The organism is Mesorhizobium prunaredense (genome assembly GCF_900156895.1).
GTDB classification, from domain to species: Bacteria; Pseudomonadota; Alphaproteobacteria; order Rhizobiales; family Rhizobiaceae; genus Mesorhizobium; species Mesorhizobium prunaredense.
Window position 1 is genome coordinate 240,134 of record NZ_FTPD01000067.1, and the last position, 19,124, is coordinate 259,257.

The 19,124-nt window shown below is 63.9% G+C and carries 20 protein-coding genes; 13 read left to right on the forward strand and 7 right to left on the reverse strand.

All coding sequences use genetic code 11. The features are described from left to right. The first annotated feature begins 143 nt into the window (after nt 1-143). From BQ8794_RS30470 to BQ8794_RS30530, 13 genes are all read left to right on the forward strand, one after another. Nucleotides 144-1,223 (forward strand): ABC transporter ATP-binding protein, encoded by a 1,080-nt coding sequence (locus tag BQ8794_RS30470; RefSeq protein WP_077382882.1) that lies wholly within the window; start codon nt 144-146, stop codon nt 1,221-1,223. A gap of 35 nt (nt 1,224-1,258) precedes the next feature. Next, on the forward strand, nt 1,259-2,371 hold the full coding sequence (locus BQ8794_RS30475; protein WP_244555170.1) for a Gfo/Idh/MocA family protein: 1,113 nt from the start codon (nt 1,259-1,261) through the stop codon (nt 2,369-2,371). Nucleotides 2,372-2,397: 26 nt separating this feature from the next. Next, complete coding sequence (locus BQ8794_RS30480) at nt 2,398-3,312, forward strand: sugar phosphate isomerase/epimerase family protein (protein WP_077382885.1); 915 nt, start codon at nt 2,398-2,400, stop codon at nt 3,310-3,312. Nucleotides 3,313-3,337: 25 nt separating this feature from the next. Continuing rightward, entirely contained in the window at nt 3,338-4,279 is a 942-nt protein-coding gene (locus BQ8794_RS30485) for a sugar ABC transporter substrate-binding protein (RefSeq protein ID WP_077382887.1), read from the forward strand. A 61-nt stretch (nt 4,280-4,340) separates the two neighbouring features. Further along, complete coding sequence (locus BQ8794_RS30490; RefSeq protein ID WP_244555171.1) at nt 4,341-5,345, forward strand: ABC transporter permease; 1,005 nt, start codon at nt 4,341-4,343, stop codon at nt 5,343-5,345. Beyond that, a complete protein-coding gene (locus BQ8794_RS30495; protein ID WP_167378918.1) occupies nt 5,342-6,124 on the forward strand; it encodes an ATP-binding cassette domain-containing protein in 783 nt (260 codons plus the stop codon). Before BQ8794_RS30490 ends, BQ8794_RS30495 begins: the two co-directional genes overlap by 4 nt. A 16-nt stretch (nt 6,125-6,140) precedes the next feature. After that, nucleotides 6,141-7,322 (forward strand): aldose 1-epimerase family protein, encoded by a 1,182-nt coding sequence (locus BQ8794_RS30500; protein WP_077382896.1) that lies wholly within the window; start codon nt 6,141-6,143, stop codon nt 7,320-7,322. Nucleotides 7,323-7,413: 91 nt separating this feature from the next. After that, the gene (locus BQ8794_RS30505) at nt 7,414-8,502 is read left to right on the forward strand and encodes a fatty acid desaturase family protein (protein ID WP_077382899.1); all 1,089 of its coding nucleotides are present in this window, start codon (nt 7,414-7,416) and stop codon (nt 8,500-8,502) included. A gap of 42 nt (nt 8,503-8,544) precedes the next feature. Next, nucleotides 8,545-8,859: a MocE family 2Fe-2S type ferredoxin gene (locus tag BQ8794_RS30510; protein WP_023798633.1), complete on the forward strand. Its 315-nt coding sequence runs from the start codon at nt 8,545-8,547 to the stop codon at nt 8,857-8,859. A gap of 37 nt (nt 8,860-8,896) precedes the next feature. Continuing rightward, nucleotides 8,897-9,697, forward strand: coding sequence for a 3-methyl-2-oxobutanoate hydroxymethyltransferase (locus tag BQ8794_RS30515; RefSeq protein ID WP_077382902.1), 801 nt, complete (start codon nt 8,897-8,899; stop codon nt 9,695-9,697). 252 nt (nt 9,698-9,949) lie between these two features. After that, nucleotides 9,950-11,392 carry a DHA2 family efflux MFS transporter permease subunit gene (locus BQ8794_RS30520; RefSeq protein WP_077382905.1) on the forward strand — a complete coding sequence of 481 codons (1,443 nt, stop codon included), beginning with the start codon at nt 9,950-9,952 and terminating at the stop codon, nt 11,390-11,392. A 131-nt stretch (nt 11,393-11,523) separates the two neighbouring features. After that, nucleotides 11,524-11,931, forward strand: a complete 408-nt coding sequence (locus tag BQ8794_RS30525) for a carboxymuconolactone decarboxylase family protein (RefSeq protein WP_077382908.1) — start codon at nt 11,524-11,526, stop codon at nt 11,929-11,931. Between the two features lie 120 nt (nt 11,932-12,051). Further along, nucleotides 12,052-12,309 carry a hypothetical protein gene (locus BQ8794_RS30530; RefSeq protein ID WP_143744769.1) on the forward strand — a complete coding sequence of 86 codons (258 nt, stop codon included), beginning with the start codon at nt 12,052-12,054 and terminating at the stop codon, nt 12,307-12,309. A 32-nt stretch (nt 12,310-12,341) separates the two neighbouring features. Here BQ8794_RS30530 and BQ8794_RS30535 read toward each other — a convergent pair whose 3' ends face one another. The 7 genes from BQ8794_RS30535 to BQ8794_RS30565 all read right to left on the reverse strand — a co-directional run bounded on the left by BQ8794_RS30535 (nt 12,342) and on the right by BQ8794_RS30565 (nt 19,102). Further along, entirely contained in the window at nt 12,342-13,229 is an 888-nt protein-coding gene (locus BQ8794_RS30535; RefSeq protein ID WP_167378919.1) for an amidohydrolase family protein, read from the reverse strand. Beyond that, nucleotides 13,229-14,401, reverse strand: coding sequence for a vWA domain-containing protein (locus BQ8794_RS30540; RefSeq protein WP_077382916.1), 1,173 nt, complete (start codon nt 14,399-14,401; stop codon nt 13,229-13,231). The genes BQ8794_RS30535 and BQ8794_RS30540 overlap by 1 nt, the downstream gene beginning before the upstream one ends. Nucleotides 14,402-14,484: 83 nt before the next feature. Then, nucleotides 14,485-15,381 carry an AAA family ATPase gene (locus tag BQ8794_RS30545; RefSeq protein WP_077383508.1) on the reverse strand — a complete coding sequence of 299 codons (897 nt, stop codon included), beginning with the start codon at nt 15,379-15,381 and terminating at the stop codon, nt 14,485-14,487. A gap of 9 nt (nt 15,382-15,390) precedes the next feature. Further along, the gene (locus BQ8794_RS37135) at nt 15,391-16,395 is read right to left on the reverse strand and encodes a xanthine dehydrogenase family protein molybdopterin-binding subunit (protein ID WP_077382919.1); all 1,005 of its coding nucleotides are present in this window, start codon (nt 16,393-16,395) and stop codon (nt 15,391-15,393) included. A 1-nt stretch (nt 16,396) separates the two neighbouring features. Then, nucleotides 16,397-17,764 carry a xanthine dehydrogenase family protein molybdopterin-binding subunit gene (locus tag BQ8794_RS37140; RefSeq protein WP_077382922.1) on the reverse strand — a complete coding sequence of 456 codons (1,368 nt, stop codon included), beginning with the start codon at nt 17,762-17,764 and terminating at the stop codon, nt 16,397-16,399. A 12-nt stretch (nt 17,765-17,776) separates the two neighbouring features. Next, nucleotides 17,777-18,259, reverse strand: coding sequence for a (2Fe-2S)-binding protein (locus BQ8794_RS30560; RefSeq protein ID WP_077382925.1), 483 nt, complete (start codon nt 18,257-18,259; stop codon nt 17,777-17,779). A 48-nt stretch (nt 18,260-18,307) separates the two neighbouring features. Beyond that, nucleotides 18,308-19,102 (reverse strand): FAD binding domain-containing protein, encoded by a 795-nt coding sequence (locus BQ8794_RS30565; RefSeq protein ID WP_077382928.1) that lies wholly within the window; start codon nt 19,100-19,102, stop codon nt 18,308-18,310. Nucleotides 19,103-19,124 lie beyond the last annotated feature (22 nt).

Here is a 19,124-nt window from a genome sequence, read left to right on the forward strand (position 1 = left end):
TATAGTGACGGGGAGAGGGGGGCGCCGGCGTTGGAGCTTCACCCTTCTCCCGGTCTCTATACGGGGAGAAGGTCCCGGCAGGGGGATGAGGGGCAGCGCCAAGGTTGACAGTCTGTCCGCAACCAGTGGAGCTGGCTGAGACCATGGCCGATATCGTCTTTCGCAATGTGACGAAACGCTATGGCGACACGCTCGTCGTCGACGACGCCTCGTTCACTGTCAACGACAATGAGTTCTTCTGCTTCTTCGGCCCGCCGCTATCCGGAAAATCGACGATACTGCGCCTGGTTCTCGGACTGGAAACCCCCGACACCGGCGAGATCCTGATCGGCGGCCGGCCGGTCAATACGGTGTCGCCAGCCGAGCGCAATGTCGCCATGGTGTTCCAGAACCTTGCGCTGTTTCCGCATATGAGCGCGCGCGACAATGTCCGCTTTCCCCTGGTCGAGCGCCGGATCGCCGAGGCCGATATCGAAAAGCGTGTCGCAGACGTCGCGGCCAAGCTGCATATCGGCCACATCCTGCATAAGCCGCCGGCGCAGCTTTCGGGCGGCGAGCGGCAGCGCGTGGCGATTGCCCGTGCGCTGGTGCGCGATCCCAATGCCTACCTGATGGACGATCCGATCTCGGCGCTCGACGCCAGGCTGCGCGAGGAGACGCGCGTCGAGCTGAAGCGCATCCAGCGCGAACTCGGCAAGACGCTGATCTATGTCACGCACGACCAGGAAGAGGCGATGTCGGTCGCCGACGGCATCGCCATTCTGGAAAACGGCAGCATCAGGCAGATCGGCGCGCCGGCCGAGATTTATGACCGGCCGGCAAGTACTTACGTGGCGCGACTGCTCGGCTCGCCGATGATGAATATCTTGAAGTCGGTGCGCGGCGACGGCGGCGTCGAGGCGGCGGAAGGCGCGATCCGTATCGCGGACAAGGCCGCGCCGGCCGATGCCGTCGAGATCGGGCTCAGGCCTGAAGACATCAAGGTCCGGCCCTGGCCGGATCGGGATGGAACATCGGATGGGCGCGCGGGCCGCCCGGCGCGAGTGTTCGAGGTTGAGCCGCTTGGCGGCTATACCGTCGTGACACTCGCCGCCGGGCAGGCGCGCCTGAGGGCGCTGCTGCGCGGCCAGCCGGATATCAGGCCGGATGCCATGGTGGCGATATCCTGCGAGCCGGGCAGGGTGCATTATTTCGGGCAAAGCGGGGGAGCCCTGGCAAGATGACGGTGACCGCCAGCAACGAGGTTCGGGAGGATCAGATGACAAGCGGAGTGATAGCGGGCAACGGCTTCGAGCCGGACGTTAAAGTCCGCACCAGGGAATACAGGATCGGCTGCGTCGGCGCCGGCATGATCATGGCCGAATGTCACCTTGCCGCCTACAAGGAAGCTGGCTTTCCCGTGGTGGCGATCGCCTCGCGGACCAAGGCCAGCGCCGAGAATGTCGCCAAGCGCTGGGAGATCCCGACCGTCCACGACACGCCGGAACAATTGATCGAGGACAAAAATGTCGAGATCATCGACCTTGCGTTTCCGCCGGACCAGCAGCCGGCACTGATCCGCCATGCGCTGAAGCAGAAGCACATCAAGGCGATCCTGGCGCAGAAGCCGCTGGCGCTGTCTCTCAAGGATGCGATCGAGTTGCGCGACGACGCGGCCAGGGCCGGCAAGATCCTCTCGGTCAACCAGAACATGCGCTACGACCAGTCGATGCGGGTGCTGAAGCAGATCATCGACAGCGGGGCGCTCGGCGACATCGTCTTCGCCCAGATCGACATGCATGCGATCCCGCACTGGCAGACATTCCTCGAAGACTATGACCGGCTGACGCTCGCCAACATGAGCGTCCACCATCTCGACGTGCTGCGCTTCCTGTTCGGCGATCCCGACGAGATCACCACGCTGACGCGTAAGGATCCGCGCACGCGCTTCGACCATTCGGACGGCATCACCGTTTCGACGCTGCGGTTTCCGTCCGGCGTGCTCGCCGTGTCGCTGGAGGATGTCTGGTCCGGCCCGCGCCAGGATGGCTACAAGGACGACCAGCACATCAACTGGCGCGTCGACGGCACCAAGGGCGTCGCCAAGGGCACGATAGGCTGGCCGACCGGTTCTGCCTCGACGCTGACCTATGCCTCGACCGAGACCACCGGCGGCGAATGGGTCACCCCCAGCTGGAGCACGATGTGGTTCCCGCATGCCTTCATCGGCGTGATGGAGCAACTCCAGCATGCGGTCAAGACGGGTGAGTCGCCGGCACTTTCCGTCGCCGACAACGTCAAGACCATGGCGCTGATCGAAGCCGGCTACCGCTCGATCGACGAGGGTCGCACGGTCAAGCTGTCCGAAATCTCGATAAACCCAATCAACTGAATCGCTTACAGGGAGGATTTCACATCATGATGCAGGCAGGTATCTTCACGGGCTATTTCCCGTACGGCCTCAAGGAAACCGCGCAGAAGATCCGCGCGCTCGATTTCAATACCGTGCAACTCGACCTGCATTTCAGGGATATCGACCTGTCGGCCGGGCAGATCACCAAGGAAAAGGCCAGGACGGTTCGCGACACCTTCCGCGACCACAACCTGCCGGTGTGCTGCGTGTCGGGCTATACCAACATCATCCATCCGGACATGGGCGAGCGCGAGAGGCGTGTCGGCTATCTCAAGGAGATCATCCGCAATGCGCGCGAATTCGGCACGCCTTACGTGATCTCGGAAACCGGCACCTACAACACCGAGTCCGACTGGGTGCACCATCCCAAGAACAAGACCGAGGAAGGTTTTGAGGAATGCCGCAAGGTCATCGCCGACCTTGCACAGACCGCCTACGACCACGGCGCGGTCTTCCTGCTCGAAACCTATGTCAACAATGTCGTCGGCTCGGTCGAGGAGACGGTGAAGATGTTCGCGCAGGTCGACCATCCCGGCCTCGGCCTGCTGATGGATCCGACCAACTATTTCGAGACCCATAACATCGACAGGATGGACCAGATCCTGAACCAGGTATTCGACACGCTGACCGACAAGATCAAAATAGCCCACGCCAAGGACGTCAAGCGCTCGGGCGGCGACAAGTCGGAGAAGCACGCCGATATTGGCGACGAGGACGCGCTGGAAAGCCACACCTTTCGCGGCGTTGGCGAAATCGAGCTGCCGGCGCCCGGCCTCGGTTCGCTGAACTACGACCTCTATCTCAAGCGGCTGTCCGAAAAGCACCCGAACATCCCGGTCATCATCGAGCACCTTTCGGAAGACGACGTGCCGCGCGCCAAGAAATTCCTCGACGAGAAATTCCGCGCCAACGGACTGTGACGGCCACGAAAAAGGGAGGAAGAGAATGTTGAGATTCGTATCGAAAGTCGCGGCTGCGGCGACCGTGTTCGCCGGTGTTGCAATGGCTGCACCGGCGCTGGCGCAGGATGCTCAGAAGACGTTCTACCTGCTGTCGCATGGCGGCCCGTCTGACGCCTTCTGGATCGACTGGAATGCCGGCGCGACCAAGGCCTGCGACCAGCTCAAGGTGACCTGCAAGATCTCGTTCAGTGGCGGCGACATGGCGGCGCAGAAGGAGGCCTTCAACTCCGCACTTGCCGCCAAGCCGGACGGCATCGCCACCACCTCGGCGCAGCCCGGCCTATGGACCGAGGAGGTCAAGGCAGCCAAGGCGGCCGGCATCCCGATCGTGTTCTTCAACACCGACGATCCGGCGACCGGCCGGCAGGCCTATGTCGGCGCCGACCTCAGGGAAGCCGGCGTCATTTGGGCGAAATATCTGGTCGACCAGAAGATGGTGAAGCAGGGCGACAAGGTGTTCCTGCCGGTAGAAGTGCCGGGCGCCAGCTATCAGCAGCTCGAGACCGAAGGCATCGCCAGCGTCTTCGATCCGCTCGGCATCAAGTACGACGTGGTCGATTGCGGCACCGATCCGGCCGGCATCATCGCCAAGATGACCGACTACATGGTCGCCAACAATCCGCCGGCAATCATCGCGCTCGGCGATTCCGTGGCGGCCAGCGTCAAGCGGGTGTTCGACGGCGCCGGCGTGCCGGCCGGCAAGATCCCGGTCGTCGGCTGGGGCAATTCCAGGGAAACCGCCGAATCCGTCAAGGCCGGGTTTGTCAACGCGGCCGCCTGGCAGTTCCCGTCGGCGCAGGGCTTCATGCCGGTGGCGCTGCTCGGGCTTGCCGCCGCGGGCGAACCGATCGGCTACGATATCCACACTTTCAGCCTCTACGACGCATCGAGCGTCGAGCCGATCCTGAAACTCTACGACAAGTGATTGAAACTGACGCCCGCTGCGCAGGCGGCGGGCGCCGCCCCGTGATATGGTCCAGGCAGTCATGACTATCGCCGCAGAACAGGAAATGCCGCGCTCCAAACGCAGGTCGAGCCTGATCCGCTCGCCGCAATTCTCTTCGCTCGTCATCCTGATTGTCCTGCTGGCGGTGTTCGCGATCGCCGATGCGAACTTCCTGTCGCCGCTCAACATCTCCAACATGATGGCGTTCCTGCCCGAACTCGGCATCATCGCGCTCGGCATGACGCTGCTTCTCACGGCGGGCGAGTTCGACCTTTCGGTCGGCGCCGTGTTCGGCCTCGCGCCGGTCGTCGTCATGCTGCTGGTGCAGAACGGCGGGTTCGATATCGGCATCGCGCTGCTTGCCGGCCTGCTGCTCTGCATAGCGATCGGTGCGGTCAACGGGCTGATCGTCACCAAGATCGGCATTTCCTCCTTCCTGGTGACGCTGTCGATGCTGCTCGTGGTGCGAGGTGCGGCCCTCTACATCACGCAAGGCTTTCCGCTGAAATCCTGGGACCAGCCTGGCTTTTTCGTGACACTGCTGGCCGGCAGCTTCAATATCGGAACGTTCCGTTTCTATACCTCGCTGTGGTGGTTCATCGGCCTGTCGCTGCTGGCGATCTATGTGCTGCACTACGCCAAGCTCGGCAACTGGATCAGCGCCATCGGTTCGAACCGCAACGCTGCGGTGGCGCGCGGCGTGCCGGCCGATGCGGTCAAGATCTGGCTGTTCATCCTGACCTCGGTGCTGGCGGGCCTGGCCGGCATGATCAGCGCCTTCCGCATCTCGGCCGCCTCGCCGGTGGCCGGCACCGGATACGAGCTCGAAGTGATCGCCATGGTGGTGGTCGGCGGCACGGCGCTGACCGGCGGGCGCGGCACCATCCTGGGCACCATCGTCGGCGCGCTGATGCTGCGCAGCATCCGCAACGGCATCGTGCTGATCGGCGTGCCCGGCCTCGCCTACAACATCTTCGTTGGCGTCATCATCCTTGCCATGCTCATCCTGCACGCTTTGCTGCAGAAGAACGCCGCCAGGAGCTGACCATGGAGGTGCTTCGGCTGCACAATCTGCAAAAATCCTTCGGCAGCGTGCGCGCCCTGAAGAGCGCCTCCTTCACCCTCAACGAGGGCGAGGTGGTGGCCTTGCTCGGCGACAACGGCGCCGGCAAATCGACGCTGATCAAGGCGATCTCCGGCGTCTTTCCCGTCGACCGCGGCGACATCTATGTGCGCGGCCAGAAGGTCTCGATCCGCTCGACCCGCGACGCCATGGATCTCGGCATCGAAACCATCCACCAGGATACCTCGCTGGCGCCGGACCTGAGCATCGCGCGCAACCTTTTCCTCGGTCGCGAGCCGGTCAATCTGAAATGGCTGGGCGTGTTCGCGCCGCTCGATCTCGCCAAATTGCGCGATGCCGCCGCGGCACTTTTGAAGCGCGTCGGCATCTCGAAAAAGCTCGACGCCGATGCGCTGGTCAGCACGCTGTCGGGCGGTGAGCGCCAGTCGATCGCCATTTCGCGGGCCATGCAGTTCGCCGCCAAGGTCATCATCCTCGACGAGCCGACCAACAATCTCGGCGTCGAGGAAACGCATGGCGTGCTGCGTTTCGTCAAGGAGGTGCGCGCGGCCGGCCATTCGGTGCTTTTGATCACCCACAACATCCACCATGTCTTCCAGGTCGCCGACCGCATCATCGTCATGCGCCGCGGCGAGATCGTCGCCGAGCAGACGGTCGCCGATACCGACCTGCTGACCGTGGAGAGCATCATCACCGGCGCCGACATGTCGGCCCTGCTCAAGGAGACGAGAGCGAAGTGAATGAACTGGCCGTCACATGGTAGAGCTTTACGGCAAGACGCTTTCGCGCCGACAGGTCTCGGAGCGGTCCGGCATGCTGTCGCAGTTCGCCGGCGTGCGACTGATGACGCTTGGCGATGGCGTGGAGCGCGGCATCCGCATGCTCGAATTCCGCACCGGCTCCGGCCTGCGCTTCACCGCGCTGGTCGATCGGGCGCTCGACATCGCCGATTGCGATTTTAGGGGCCAGGCGATCGGCTGGCATTCGCCGAGCGGCTTTCGCCATCCCGGCCTGCACGAATATGAAGGCGAGGAGGGGCTGGCCTGGGCGCGGTCGTTTTCCGGCCTGCTGCTGACCTGCGGCCTCGACCATATATTGTTCATGAACGAGGTACCCGCCGACAGCTACAATTATCCGCCGAAGAAGACGGTGCGCCATTCGCTGCATGGCCGCGTCAGCACCATCCCGGCGCGATTGACCGGCTATGGCGAGACTTGGGACGGCGACCGCTGCGTGCTGTGGGCCGAAGGCATCGTCCAGCAGTCGACGGTGTTCGGTGAGGATCTGCATCTGCTGCGGCGGATCGAGGCCGATGTCGGCGGCAACGAGATCCGGCTTTCGGACCGCGTCGTCAATCACGGTTTTAGCCGCACGCCGCATATGTACTTTTATCACGTCAATGTCAGCCATCCGGTGCTCGACGAAGGCTCGCGCTACCTGGCGCCGATCCGCGACGTCGTCTGGGCGGGCCATGCCGGCGAGCGCTATGAGGCGCAGAAGGTCGGCTACCGCATGGCGCCGGCACCGCAACTGGCCTTCACGGAACAGGTCTGGCAGCACGAACTCGGCGCCGACGCCAACGGCGACGTGCCGGTGGCGGTGGTCAACGACCGTCTCGGCCTCGGTCTCGAAGTCGTCACGCGCAAGGATCAGTTGCCCTGCGCCTATGAGTGGCAGAATTTCCAAGCCGGGCATTATGCGCTGGGCATCGAGCCGTCGACGCATCACGTGCTCGGCAATCTGGCCGCGCGCGAACGCGGCGAGATGATCTGGCTGGAGCATGGCGAAAGCCGCTCCTACAATGCAGTGTTCCGGGTTCTCGACGGCGCCGGCGATATCGCGACCGCCGAGAGCCGGATCGCAGCGATCGCCAGGCAGCCGCGGGAGGATTATCCGCGGCCGTCGGGTCATTTTCCTGTTCTCGGAGGCAGGTCGTGACACTGGCGAAGGCGATGCGAAACACCAGTTGGAAGGCTGGCCTTGGCCGGAGTGGAGAGGGCTCGCGGCCGTTCGGAAATTGGAGGTCACAATGGCTGGCAAGGTGAAGCGCGATTACAGCCTGGTCGGCGAAAGCACGCGGATTGCGATCGAGACCGGGCTAGCCTCGGCCGAATGGTATCACACCGACATCCCGCGCAAGACGATCAAGGAGTTGATGCAACGTTCCGACGGTCCGGCGATCCGCGACACGGCCATCTGGATCGCCGCCATCCTGGCTTCCGCTGCCGGCGGCATTTACTTCTGGGGCACCTGGTGGTGCGTGCCTTTCTTCTTCGTCTACGGCGTGCTCTACGGCTCCTCCAGCGACTCGCGCTGGCACGAATGCGGCCATGGCACGGCTTTCCGCACGCGCTGGATGAACGATGTGGTCTACCAGATCGCCAGCTTCATGCTGATGCGCAATCCGGTGACCTGGCGCTGGAGTCATGCCCGCCACCACACCGACACCATCATCGTCGGGCGCGATGCCGAGATTGCCGTGATGCGCCCGCCGGACCTGCTGCGCACCGCACTCGCCTTCACCGGTATCCTCGACTTTCGCTATTCGCTTCCGGCACTGGTGCGCCAGGCGTTCGGCAAGCTGACGCCGGACGAGAAAAGCTACGTGCCCGAGATGGAACAGCACAAGGCCGTCATCGCCGCGCGCTGGCATATCGCCATCTACATCGCCACGATAGTGCTCGCCCTCACTATGCGATCGTGGGTGCCGCTGGTGCTCGTCGGCCTGCCGCGCCTCTATGGCACCTGGCACATGGTGCTGACCGGCCTGCTGCAGCATATCGGCCTGGCCGACAATGTCATCGACCACCGGCTCAACAGCCGCACCGTATACATGAATCCGATCAGCCGGTTCATCTACTGGAACATGAACTACCACGTCGAGCATCACATGTTCCCGATGGTGCCCTATCACGCGCTGCCCAGGCTGCACGAATTGATCAAGCACGATCTGCCGGAGCCGAACCCGTCGATGTGGCAAGCCTATCGCGAGGTTTGGCCGGTCCTGCTCAGGCAGCTCAAATACGAGGACTATTTCCTCAAGCGCGAGCTGCCGCCGACGGCGCGGCCCTATCGTGGCGAGTTCCACGACGTGAACATGTCGGCAGCAGCGGAATAGCGCTGCGCCGCACAGCAAGGCGAAATTTCGGGAGAAATAGAGATGGCCGATTGGGTCGAGGCGTGCGCTGTGGACGATGTCGACGAAGAGGATGTCATCCGCTTCGATCATGGCGGCCGCAGCTTCGCGATCTACCGATCGCCGGATGACGAATTCTTCGCCACCGACGGCTTTTGCACACATGAAAAGGCGCATCTTGCCGATGGGCTTGTCATGGACGACATCATCGAATGCCCCAAGCACAATGGCCGCTTCAATTACAAGACCGGCCAGGCCAAGGGCGCGCCGGTCTGCGTCAATCTGCAGACCTATCCGGTGAAGGTCGAAGCTGGCAAGGTGATGATCCAGATCGCCTGACCGGCTTTGAGTTCACGCAACAAAGGGGACCAGATCGATGAGCCGGAAAAGACCGACCGTGGCAGACCTGCGCGCCATGAAGGGCAAGCGGCAATTGACCATGCTGCGGGTGCTGACGATGGACGAGGCCGAAGCCGCTGAACGAGCCGGGGTCGACATTGTCTCGGTGCCGCCGGAACTGGTGCTCGATCCGCAATACCGCGATGCCGCACCCAGCCTGTTCACCATGCCGGGCGACAATTTCTACGAGATCGGCACAGCCGGCGATTTCGTCCGCTGGGCGTTCCGGCTCTACAAGGCGAGCGCCGACGCGGTTTATTGCAGCGCCGGCTTTGCCACTGTCAAACGGCTGGCCGATGACAATATCCCGGTGATCGGCCATGTCGGCCTGATCCCGTCGCGCGCCACCTGGACCGGCGGCTTCAAGGCTGTCGGCAAGACCGCCGACAGCGCCATGCAGATTTTCGAGGCAGTCAAGCAATACGAAGCGGCCGGCGCGATCGGCGCCGAGATCGAAGTCGTGCCGGTCGAGGTGGCCAAGGCGATTTCGGAACGCACCTCGCTGATCATGCTGTCGATGGGAGCCGGCACCGGCTGCGACGCGCAATATCTGTTCGCCGACGACATCCTTGGCCAGAACCGTGGCCACATGCCGCGCCATTCCAAGGTCTATCGCAATTTCGCCGCCGAATATGACCGCCTGCAGGCGGAACGCATCGCCGCTTTTTCCGAATATGTCGCCGACGTCAACAGCCTGGCCTATCCCGAAGACAAGCATGTGGTGCATATGGACCCGGACCAGCTCGGTCAGTTCATGGAGAAGATCGACGCCGGATGAGACGCGCCGGCCAGGACCTGCTGTGACCTTCTCCCACAAGGGTGTTTGGACTGGGGACATCGCGAGGTGTCAAAAGTTGGTTCGATGGCGAGCGTCAGTCATCGCATGACAGGTCGCGATACGACACGAAAGTTTGTTGGGCCGTGTCTGGACGTCGCCGCCCAAATGCTGTTCAAACCGGTGCGTCATCGATTTGCCGGACAATCGCCTGGTTCCCAGTGGCGCGGGAAAAACTTTCGTACAGTTCTGCGCATGACCGCCATTCCCGAAAACAAAGCCTTGGCCGAAACCGCGACGGCGGCGCTGCAGGCGCGGCGCGTGGCGCTGATCGTCGCCGTCGCCTTCTTCATGCAGCTTCTGGATTCGACGATCATCTCGACATCGCTGCCGCAGATGGGAGAATCCTTCGGCGTGCCGGCAGTGGCGATGAGCATCGGCATCACCGTCTACATTCTGACCATGGCGGTGTTCGTGCCGCTGTCCGGCTGGCTCGCCGACCGCTTCGGCGCGCGCAACATCTTCCTCGTGGCGATCGCCCTGTTCACGCTGGCCTCGATCGCCTGCGGCATCTCGCAGAACCTGACCCAGTTCGTCGCCGCGCGTGCCGTGCAGGGCCTCGGCAGTGCGCTGATGACACCGGTCGGCCGCATCCTGGTGCTGCGCAACGCCTCGAAGTCCGAGCTTCTCAATGCCACCGCGCTGATCACATGGCCGGCGCTGTTTGCGCCGGTGATCGGGCCGGTGCTTGGCGGCTTCATCACCACCTATCTGTCCTGGCACTGGAATTTCTTCATCAACATTCCGCTCGGCGCGGCCGGCCTGGCACTGGTCGCCCGCTTCATTCCCGGCGACCGCGCTTCCGAAACCAGGCCGCTCGACTGGCCGGGCTTCCTTGTGACCTCGGCCGGGCTCGCCTCAATGCTCTACGGCCTCGAGCGCATCGCCCATCCGGAAGACGGCGCCTTGCCGACCGTGGCGCTGCTTGGCGCCGGCGTCCTGATCGGCTGGCTGGCCGTGCGGCACCTGGCGCGCGCCAAAAATCCGCTGCTCGACCTCACGGCATTCAAGGTGCAGACCTTCGCCATATCGACGCTGTCGGCCGGCACCATTTTCCGGGTCGCCATCAACGCCACGCCGTTCCTGCTGCCGCTGCTGTTCCAGGTCGGATTCGGCCTGAGACCAGTCGATGCCGGCATGCTGATCCTGGCTTATTTCCTCGGCAATCTCGGCATGAAGACGGTGACGACGCCGACGCTGAGGCGCTTCGGTTTCCGTTCGGTGCTAATCGTCAACGGCGTGATCGCATCGCTGTCGATCATGGCCTGCGCGGCGATCTCGCCGCAGACGCCACAGGCGCTGGTGGTGGCCTTGATGCTGATTGCCGGGCTGTCGCGTTCGATGCAGTTCACCGCGCTCAACACGCTGGCCTTCGCCGACGTGGCCGCCGCGCAGCGCAGTTCGGCCGCGACCTTGTCCAGCATGCTGCAGCAGGTGGCGATGCTGTTCGGCGTGGCGGTGGCGGCGGCGCTGCTCAACCTGTCGCAGATCGCCAGGGGAGGGCCGGCGCTCGACCTTGTCGATTTCCGTCTTGCCTTTCTGGCGATCGGCGCCATCGGGCTGGTGGCCTCGTTCCGCTTCCTGGCGCTGCCGGCAACCGCGGGCGCCGAGGTTTCGGGCCATTCCCCGCGGAACTGACAGCTGCGGCAGTTGCATAAATTTCGCCTATCTGTCCTGTGTCGGCGGAGGCGACAGCGGAAAAATCATGTACGCAGCCGTGTATTAGCGACGTTTCCTCGCACAGAGAATCAAAACTAAAGGAACCCGCCATGGCCACCACGAGACTTCTGACAGACGCCGAGGTCGAGGCTATCCCCGCCGTGAAGGCCGTGTTCGACGACATTCGTGCGACGCGCAAGTCCGATTTCGTCAACAATTTCTGGCGCGGTCTGGCCAATGATCCGGCGGCGCTGAAGCGGATCTGGGAACAGCTGAAGGTGGTGATGGTTGCCGACAGCGCCATCGACCCGCTGACCAAGGAGATGATCTACATCGCCGTCTCGACCGCCAATGGCTGTTCCTACTGCGTCCATTCGCACACGGCCGCCGCGCGCGCCAAGGGCATGACCGACGCGCAGCATGGCGAGCTGGTGTCGATCATCGGACTGGCCGGGCAGACCAACCAGATGGTCACGGCGATGCAGATTCCGGTCGATCCACAGTTCGAGGTGAAATGAGGGTTGGCGGCATGTGCGGTTTAAGAACCACTTATTCTGGCTAAAATTGTAAGCGCGGTCATCGCCGAGTTTTAGGAAATTGACCCTAGGCTGCTACGGGGGAGATGCTAGGAGTCGATAATGTCAGCGATATTCAATAGAAACGTTCTTCTGGCGATGGCACTCGCGGTGCTGACTGTAGTGGGCTTCCGGCTGTGGATCGAACCCAAGCAGCCAGCACAACTCCCGACCTTTAGCCGCAGTGTCGCGAAATCGCTTGACGAAGGGATCGCACGCTACGGTGTCGAGGGCTTTCGCAAAAAGAACGAACAGGAATTTCGTGACGCTCTGTCAAACTTTCAAAAGAACGGGCCTAAAGCGCCCGGCACGCCGCAATAGAGGCAGCCTGATTGGGATGTTCGGCAGAGCTTTCACACCGGCCGATACACCTTCTCCGCCGTGTTCCAGAAGATATCCGCTTGCGCCGCCGCGCCATGCTTCGCCACTGCAGTGCGGTGCGCCTTGATCAGTTCGGTGTGGCTGGTCCACAGTTTCTCGATCGGGAAATTCGAGCCGAACATCAGATGATCGCTGCCCAGAATGTCGATCGCGTTGTCGACGATATAGGCGATCAGCGCCGGGTCGTTGCGGTGGACGAAGGTGCCGAGGCCGGACAGCTTGGCGTAGAGGTTTGGCGCTGCTGAAAGCGTGCGCAGGCCGGCCTTCCAGGCTTGCGTGGTTTCCTCCGACATGTTGGTCAGCATGCCGGCATGGGTGAGGATGAAATTGGTTTCGGGATTTTCCCCGACAAGCGTCAGCCCGTCCTTCATCTGGGCCGGGAAAAGCTGCAGGTCGAAGGACAGACCATAGTCCTTCAGCCGCGCCACATTGGCCCGCACCTTCGGGTCGACGACCTGATCGGCGGAGGCGGCGAAGCGGAAGGCCGGCGTTTCGTGCCAGTGCAGCTGCATGCGCACGCCGCGCAGCAGCGGGTATTTGATCAGACGGTCGACCTGATGGCGCACGTCATCCACCGTCATGTCGGCATAGCCGACGATGGCGTGCGGCCAGCCGGTTTCGTTAGCCGTCTCCTGCAGGAAGGCGACCTCGGTCTCGAAATCCTCCTTGGCCCAGTTGGTCTGGACATAGACCGCCTTCTCGATATCAGAGCCTTGCTGGTCGGCGAGGAATTCCTCGATCGGGTAGTCGCGGCGGATCGGCTCGTAGGGACCGAAGATGCGCGGCACCATCGGCCCGCGCAGCCAGGGCTGATCCTCCTGGCGCCAGATGTGGAAATGCGCGTCGATCGCCTTTTTCATCATGAAACCCTTTTCCAGATTGCTGCCGCCGCCGGAGCGGGGCGGGCGAGCGACAGGATGAAATCGCTGACGACGGCGATCGACGAGCCGTCGACCAGATCGTCGAGCACCGGCAGGATGGCGCGAAGCGCTGCCGTCGCCGGCTGGAAACGCGGATCGCCGGCCAGCGGCGTCGCCAGCGACAGCCGGAAGGCGCGGGCGCTCAGCCGGCGCATCGCCATTTCAAGCTCGGCATGGTCGCCGCGCTCCAGCGCATCCGACAGGATGACCACCGCCGCCCCGCGCGCGAAGGCGGAGAATCGCGGCACCGACAGGAAGGCGAGCAGCGTCGGTCCCATGCGGGTGCCGCCATCCCAGTCGTCGACCAGTGCTGCCACGCGGGCGAGCGCCTGGTCGCGGTCGCGAATGCGCAACGCCGTGGTGATGCGGGTCAGCCGCGTGCCGAAGGTGAAAATTTCGGCCCTGTCCGCGCCTTGCACCGCTGCATGCGCCAGCTTGAGATAGTCCGATGTGTAGAGCTTCATCGAGCCGGACACGTCGATCAGCAACAAAAGCTTGCGCGGCACGGTCTGCCGGCGGCGCAGCAGCGGCGACGGAATATCGCCGTCGGCACTGACGATTTCGCGCAGCGAGCGGCGCAGATCGAGCTTGCCGCGCGCGTTCGTGCGCACGGTGCGGAAGGAGCGGCGGGCGGGCAGGGCTGTAGCGAGCTTGCGGCGGAAGGCGGCAAGCCCGTCGCCGTCGCGCTGGAAGTCGCGGGCGCTCAACTGTTCGGCGCCGGACGATAGCGCGCCGCCTTCCGCCTGGCGCGCCACCTCGTTCTCCTCGTCGCAGGCGCCGCCGTCATCCTTGATGCGGGTTTCCTCGTCGGCCTCGCCTTCGACCACGGCCGCGGTGTTGCCGTAGAAATGGCTCTGGAAATGCGCCTCGAATTCGTCGCGGCGGTCGGGCGGCGGCGCCAGCGTGGCAAGCGCCGCTTCGTGGATGTCGGCCATCGAGCGGGGCCCGAGCAGCGTCACCGCCTGCATGAAGCCTGACACCTGCTCGGGCGCGACTGGAAAGCCGTAGCGGCGCAGCAGCCGGCCAAAGCCGAGCAAGGGCGCAGCGGCGCGGGGCAAGCTTTCTTTCCGTTCACGGGGAGAGGACGCCGGCAGGCGGGGCGGCGCCGACATTCGCGGTTGGCGCTGCCCCTCATCCGCCCCTTCGGGGCACCTTCTCCCCGTGAACGGGGAGAAGGGGTCGTTGACGTTGCGTGTCACGCCAATGCCTCCTCGACGATCCGGCCAAGCTCGGGCGCGATGTAGGACAGGTCCTCCTCGTCCTTGATCAGCACGCCGATGGCGCGGCGGAACGCTTCCGGCCACGGGCTGCCGCCCTTTTCGAGGATCGTCGCGGCGTTCGCCCATTCGACCGCTTCGGCGATGCCGGGCGGCTTGGCCAGCGGGCGGGCGCGGATGTCGCGCACGGCAGAAGCCACGGCGCGCGCCGTGGCGTTGGCGACGTCGCTGGCGCGCAGCATGATGATGGCGGCCTCGCGCTCGGCGTCGGGATAGGTGATCCAGTGGTAGACGCAGCGCCGCCGCAGCGCCTCCGCCAGTTCGCGGGTGCGGTTCGAGGTCAGGATGACGATCGGCTGCGATTTGGCGCGAATGGTGCCGCGCTCGGGAATGCTGATCTGGAAATCGGAAAGGAATTCCAGGAGCAGCGCTTCGAACTCATGATCGGAACGGTCGATCTCGTCGACCAGCAGCACGCGCTTTTCCGGCGCCTTCAGCACCTGCAGCAGCGGCCGCGCGATCAGGAAACGGTCGTCATAGATGTCGACCTCATGCTCGCCGGCGTGACGAATGGCGAGCAACTGGCGCTGATAGTTCCATTCGTAGAGCGCATGCGCGGCGTCGATGCCCTCATAACATTGCAGCCGCACCAGGTCGCGTCCGAGCAGTTCGGCTATCGCCTTGGCCGCTTCGGTCTTGCCGACGCCCGGCGCGCCTTCGAGCAGCAGCGGCTTGCCCAGCCGGATCGCCAGGAAAATGGCGGTGGCCAGGCTTTCATCGGCCAGGTAGCGCGAGGCGGCGAGGCGCGATGCCACCGCCTCCGGCGAGATCGCGACAGTGTCGGCGCTTCTAGTCCGGGCGCTTCTCTTGGGCATTTCCAGCACTCAGTTCGAGGCTTGCGCCTTCAGCGCCCGCAGGATGCGTTCCGGCGTGATCGGCAACGTGTCGATGCGCACGCCGACGGCGTCGAAGACCGCGTTGGCGACCGCCGGGATTTGCGGGTTGGCGCACATTTCGCCCGGCCCCTTGGCGCCAAAGGGTCCGTCGGCCGAGGGCCTCTCCAGCACGATGATCTCGGTTTGCGCAAGATCGCCTGGTCCCGGCATCAGATATTGGTTGAAGTCGGTGCCGCCATGATCGCGGTCGGGGTAATAGGGTTCTGTCGTCTCGTAGAGTGCGTGGCTGATGCCCATCCACGAGCCGCCGACGAGCTGCTGCTCGACCATTTTCGGGTTCAGCGCGCGGCCGATCTCAAAGACGTTCTTGACCGTCAGCACGGTGACCTCGCCGGTCTCGTCGTCGACCTCGACCTCCGCAACAGTGCAGGCATGCGCATAGCAGGTCGACGGTTTCATCGCGCCGGTTTCTTTCTCCGGATAGGAGCGCGGGATCAAAAACATGCCGCGGCCGGAAATCGAGCGGCCGCGCTTGAAATGCGCCGACAGCGCGACATCGAAGATCGAGATCGATCTTTGCGGGGCGCCCTTGACCAGGATGTTGCCCTGGCCGTCGGTCTCGAGGTCCGAGGCGTTCACTTCCAGTTCCTCGGCCGCCACTTCCAGCATCACCTGGCGGGCTTCCCTGGCCGCCTGGATGACGGCGTTGCCGGCACGATGCGTGCCGCGCGAGGCGAAGGTGCCCATGCAGTGCGGGCCGGTGTCGGTGTCGGCGGTGTCGACAACGACACGGTCGGTTGGCACGCCGATCGTCTCCGCACAGATCTGCGCCATGATCTGCTTCATGCCCTGGCCGAGATCGACGCTCGACAGCGTCACCATGAAATTGCCGGTCGGCGTCGAATGGACCAGCGCCTGGGTCGGGTCGCCGCCGAGGTTCATGCCGGTCGGATAGTTGATCGCGGCGACGCCGCGTCCGCGCCTGATCGCCATTTCAAGCTCCCTTCGCGTAGGACGACATCGCCATGAATTTTTCCGCCACCGGCCAGTTGGCGGCGCGCGAGGCTTCCTGCATGCACTCGATCAGAGCCGCGCCCTCGGTCGGCTGGCGGTGCGCCTTCATGTCGCCGTCGCGGTAGGCGTTGATGAAGCGGAATTCGAGCGGGTCCATGCCGATCAGCCGGGCGAGCTTGTCCATCTGCACCTCAAGCGCGAAATCGCCGATGGTGACGCCGAAGCCGCGCATGGCGGAAGAGGGGGTGCGGTTGGTGTAGACGCAGTAGGTGTCGATCCAGACATTCGGGATGGTGTAAGGGCCGGGATAGTGGCCGGCGCCCTTCTGCGCGCCGTAGGGCGAATGGCGCGAATAGGCGCCGGCATCGGTGTAGCCGGTGACTTTTCTGGCGACGATGCGGCCATCCTTCATGACGCCGTCCTTGATGACGACCTTTTCGGCGGCGCGGGGCGAGGAAATCTGCATCTCCTCCTCGCGGCTGTAGATGAAGGAGACCGGCCGCCCGGTCAGCTTGGCGCCGAGGATAGCGATCGGCTCGACGATGACGTCGACCTTGCCGCCAAAGCCGCCGCCGACGGTGCCGCCGACGAAATGCAGTCTATTGCCGGGCATCTGCAGGATGATCGAGGCGTTGTCGAGGGTGAAGAACATCGCCTGCGTGTTGGTGTAGCAGGTGAAGCGGTCGTTGCCCTCCGGCGCGACGATGCAGCCGGTCGTCTCGGTCGGCGCGTGCTCGATCGGCGACGATTGATAGGTCTGCTCGAGCACGTGATCGGCGCCGGCGAAACCGGCCTCGACATCGCCGAAGCGCACCTTGCGGCATTCGCCGCTGTCATAGAGGTAATAATTCCGGCCGTGATATTCGTTGACAACAGGCGCGCCGGGCTTCAGCGCTTCTTCCATGTCGAAGACGGCCGGCAGCACCTCGTAGTCGACCTTGACCTTGGCCGCCGCTTCGTGGGCGGCACGCTCGGTCTCGGCCAGCACCGCCACCACCGCCTCGCCCTTCCAGCGCACCTTGCCGTCGGCCAGCACCGTCTCGTCCTCCGGGCCGATCTGGATCAGGATCAGGATGGTGTAGACATTGTGCGGCACGTCCTTGGCGGTCAGGATTTTCACCACGCCCGGGTGCATCTCAGCCTCTGAAATATCGATGCTGCGGATGCGGGCGTGATGATGCGGGCTGCGAACCATCTTCAGATGCAGCATGGCTGGAAAATTACGGTCGGCGAAATAGGCGGTCTTGCCGGTGACGTGACCGGGCGAATCGGAGCGCGGCCGTGGCTGGCCGATCTCGTGCAGATCGTCCTTGCGCTGGTCGGCGAAGTAGCTCTTGCGGAGTTCCATTTTTTGCCCCCCTCAAGCCGCGTTCTGCGAATTGGACCGCGCGGCGGTCAGCACCGCCTGGATGATCGGCTCGTAGCCGGTGCAGCGGCAGACATTGCCCGACAGCGCCTCGACCACATCGTCGCGGCTGGGGTCCGGCGTGTGATCGAGCAGCACCTTGGCGGCCATGATCATGCCCGGCGTGCAGAAGCCGCATTGGGTGGCGAAAGCGTCGAGGAAGGCGCGCTGCAAAGGATGCAGCACGCCGTCTTGCGAAAGCCCCGATGTCGTGGTGATCGCCGCACCGTTGCAGGTTTCAGCCAGCGTCAGGCAGGAGAGCCGGAGTTCGCCGTCGATGATGACCGAACAGGCGCCGCATGTGCCCTGATGGCAGCCGCCCTTCGGCGAGGTGTCGCCGATCTTGTCGCGCAGCGCATTGAGCAGCGTCGTGCCGCCGTCGATGAATTCGGCCTTCTCCGCGCCGTTGAGCGTGAACTGAACCGGGATCTTTGCCATGTTTTACTCCTTGCGCCGCAGCCAGGCGGATATGGGCGCCATTGGCTTTCAGGCGAGCAACAGCCGGCCGAGATGGACCGGCAGGACTTCGTTGCGATACCAGGCAGTGGCGATCGGATCGGTAATCGGCGAGGTGCCGTCGCTCGCAACGGCCAGCGCTGGCGCGATGCCGTCGCTGGTGAGTTTCCTGCCGAGCAGCGCCTTCTCCGCCGCCTTGGCGCGCATCGGACGGTCGGCCATGCAGCCAAGCGCGATCCGCGCCGATGACACGGTTCCGTCCGGCGCTTGTTCCAGCACGGCGGCGATGCTCAGCACCGAGACGCCTTTCGGCTTGACCCGCGATACTTTCAGGAAGCGAAAGCCGCCGTCCACTGGCAAGCCGAAGCCAACCGCGGTGACGATGGCGTGATTGTCTTCGCGTTTTGCCAGGAAGGTTTCGATCGGCACCTCGCCGTCATCGGTGCTGATGGTTGAGTCCAGGGCCAGCAGCGCGACGGTGAAATCGCCATAGGGCGCCGGGGCGAAGAGATTGCCGCCGACGGTCGCCATGTTGCGGATCGCCGGGCCGCCGACGGCGCGCGCCGCGTGGGCAAGGGAAGACAGGTCCGGGTGACGGGCGATCGCCGCCATGGTCAGCGAGGCGCCGATACGGACCTTGCCGCCGGAAACAATGATGGCCGACAGCGCCGGTTCGGTCGACCTGATTAAGCCGGAGACCGAAACGTCGCCTTCATTGGCGGCGCGCACGACCAGCGTGCCGCCGCCGAGATAGCGGGTGCCGGCGGCTTTCAGCGCCGCATTGGCGTCCTTGACCGTCGAGAAAGTCTGCAATGCAAGCGCCATGGAACGCTCCTTTTTGTGAACC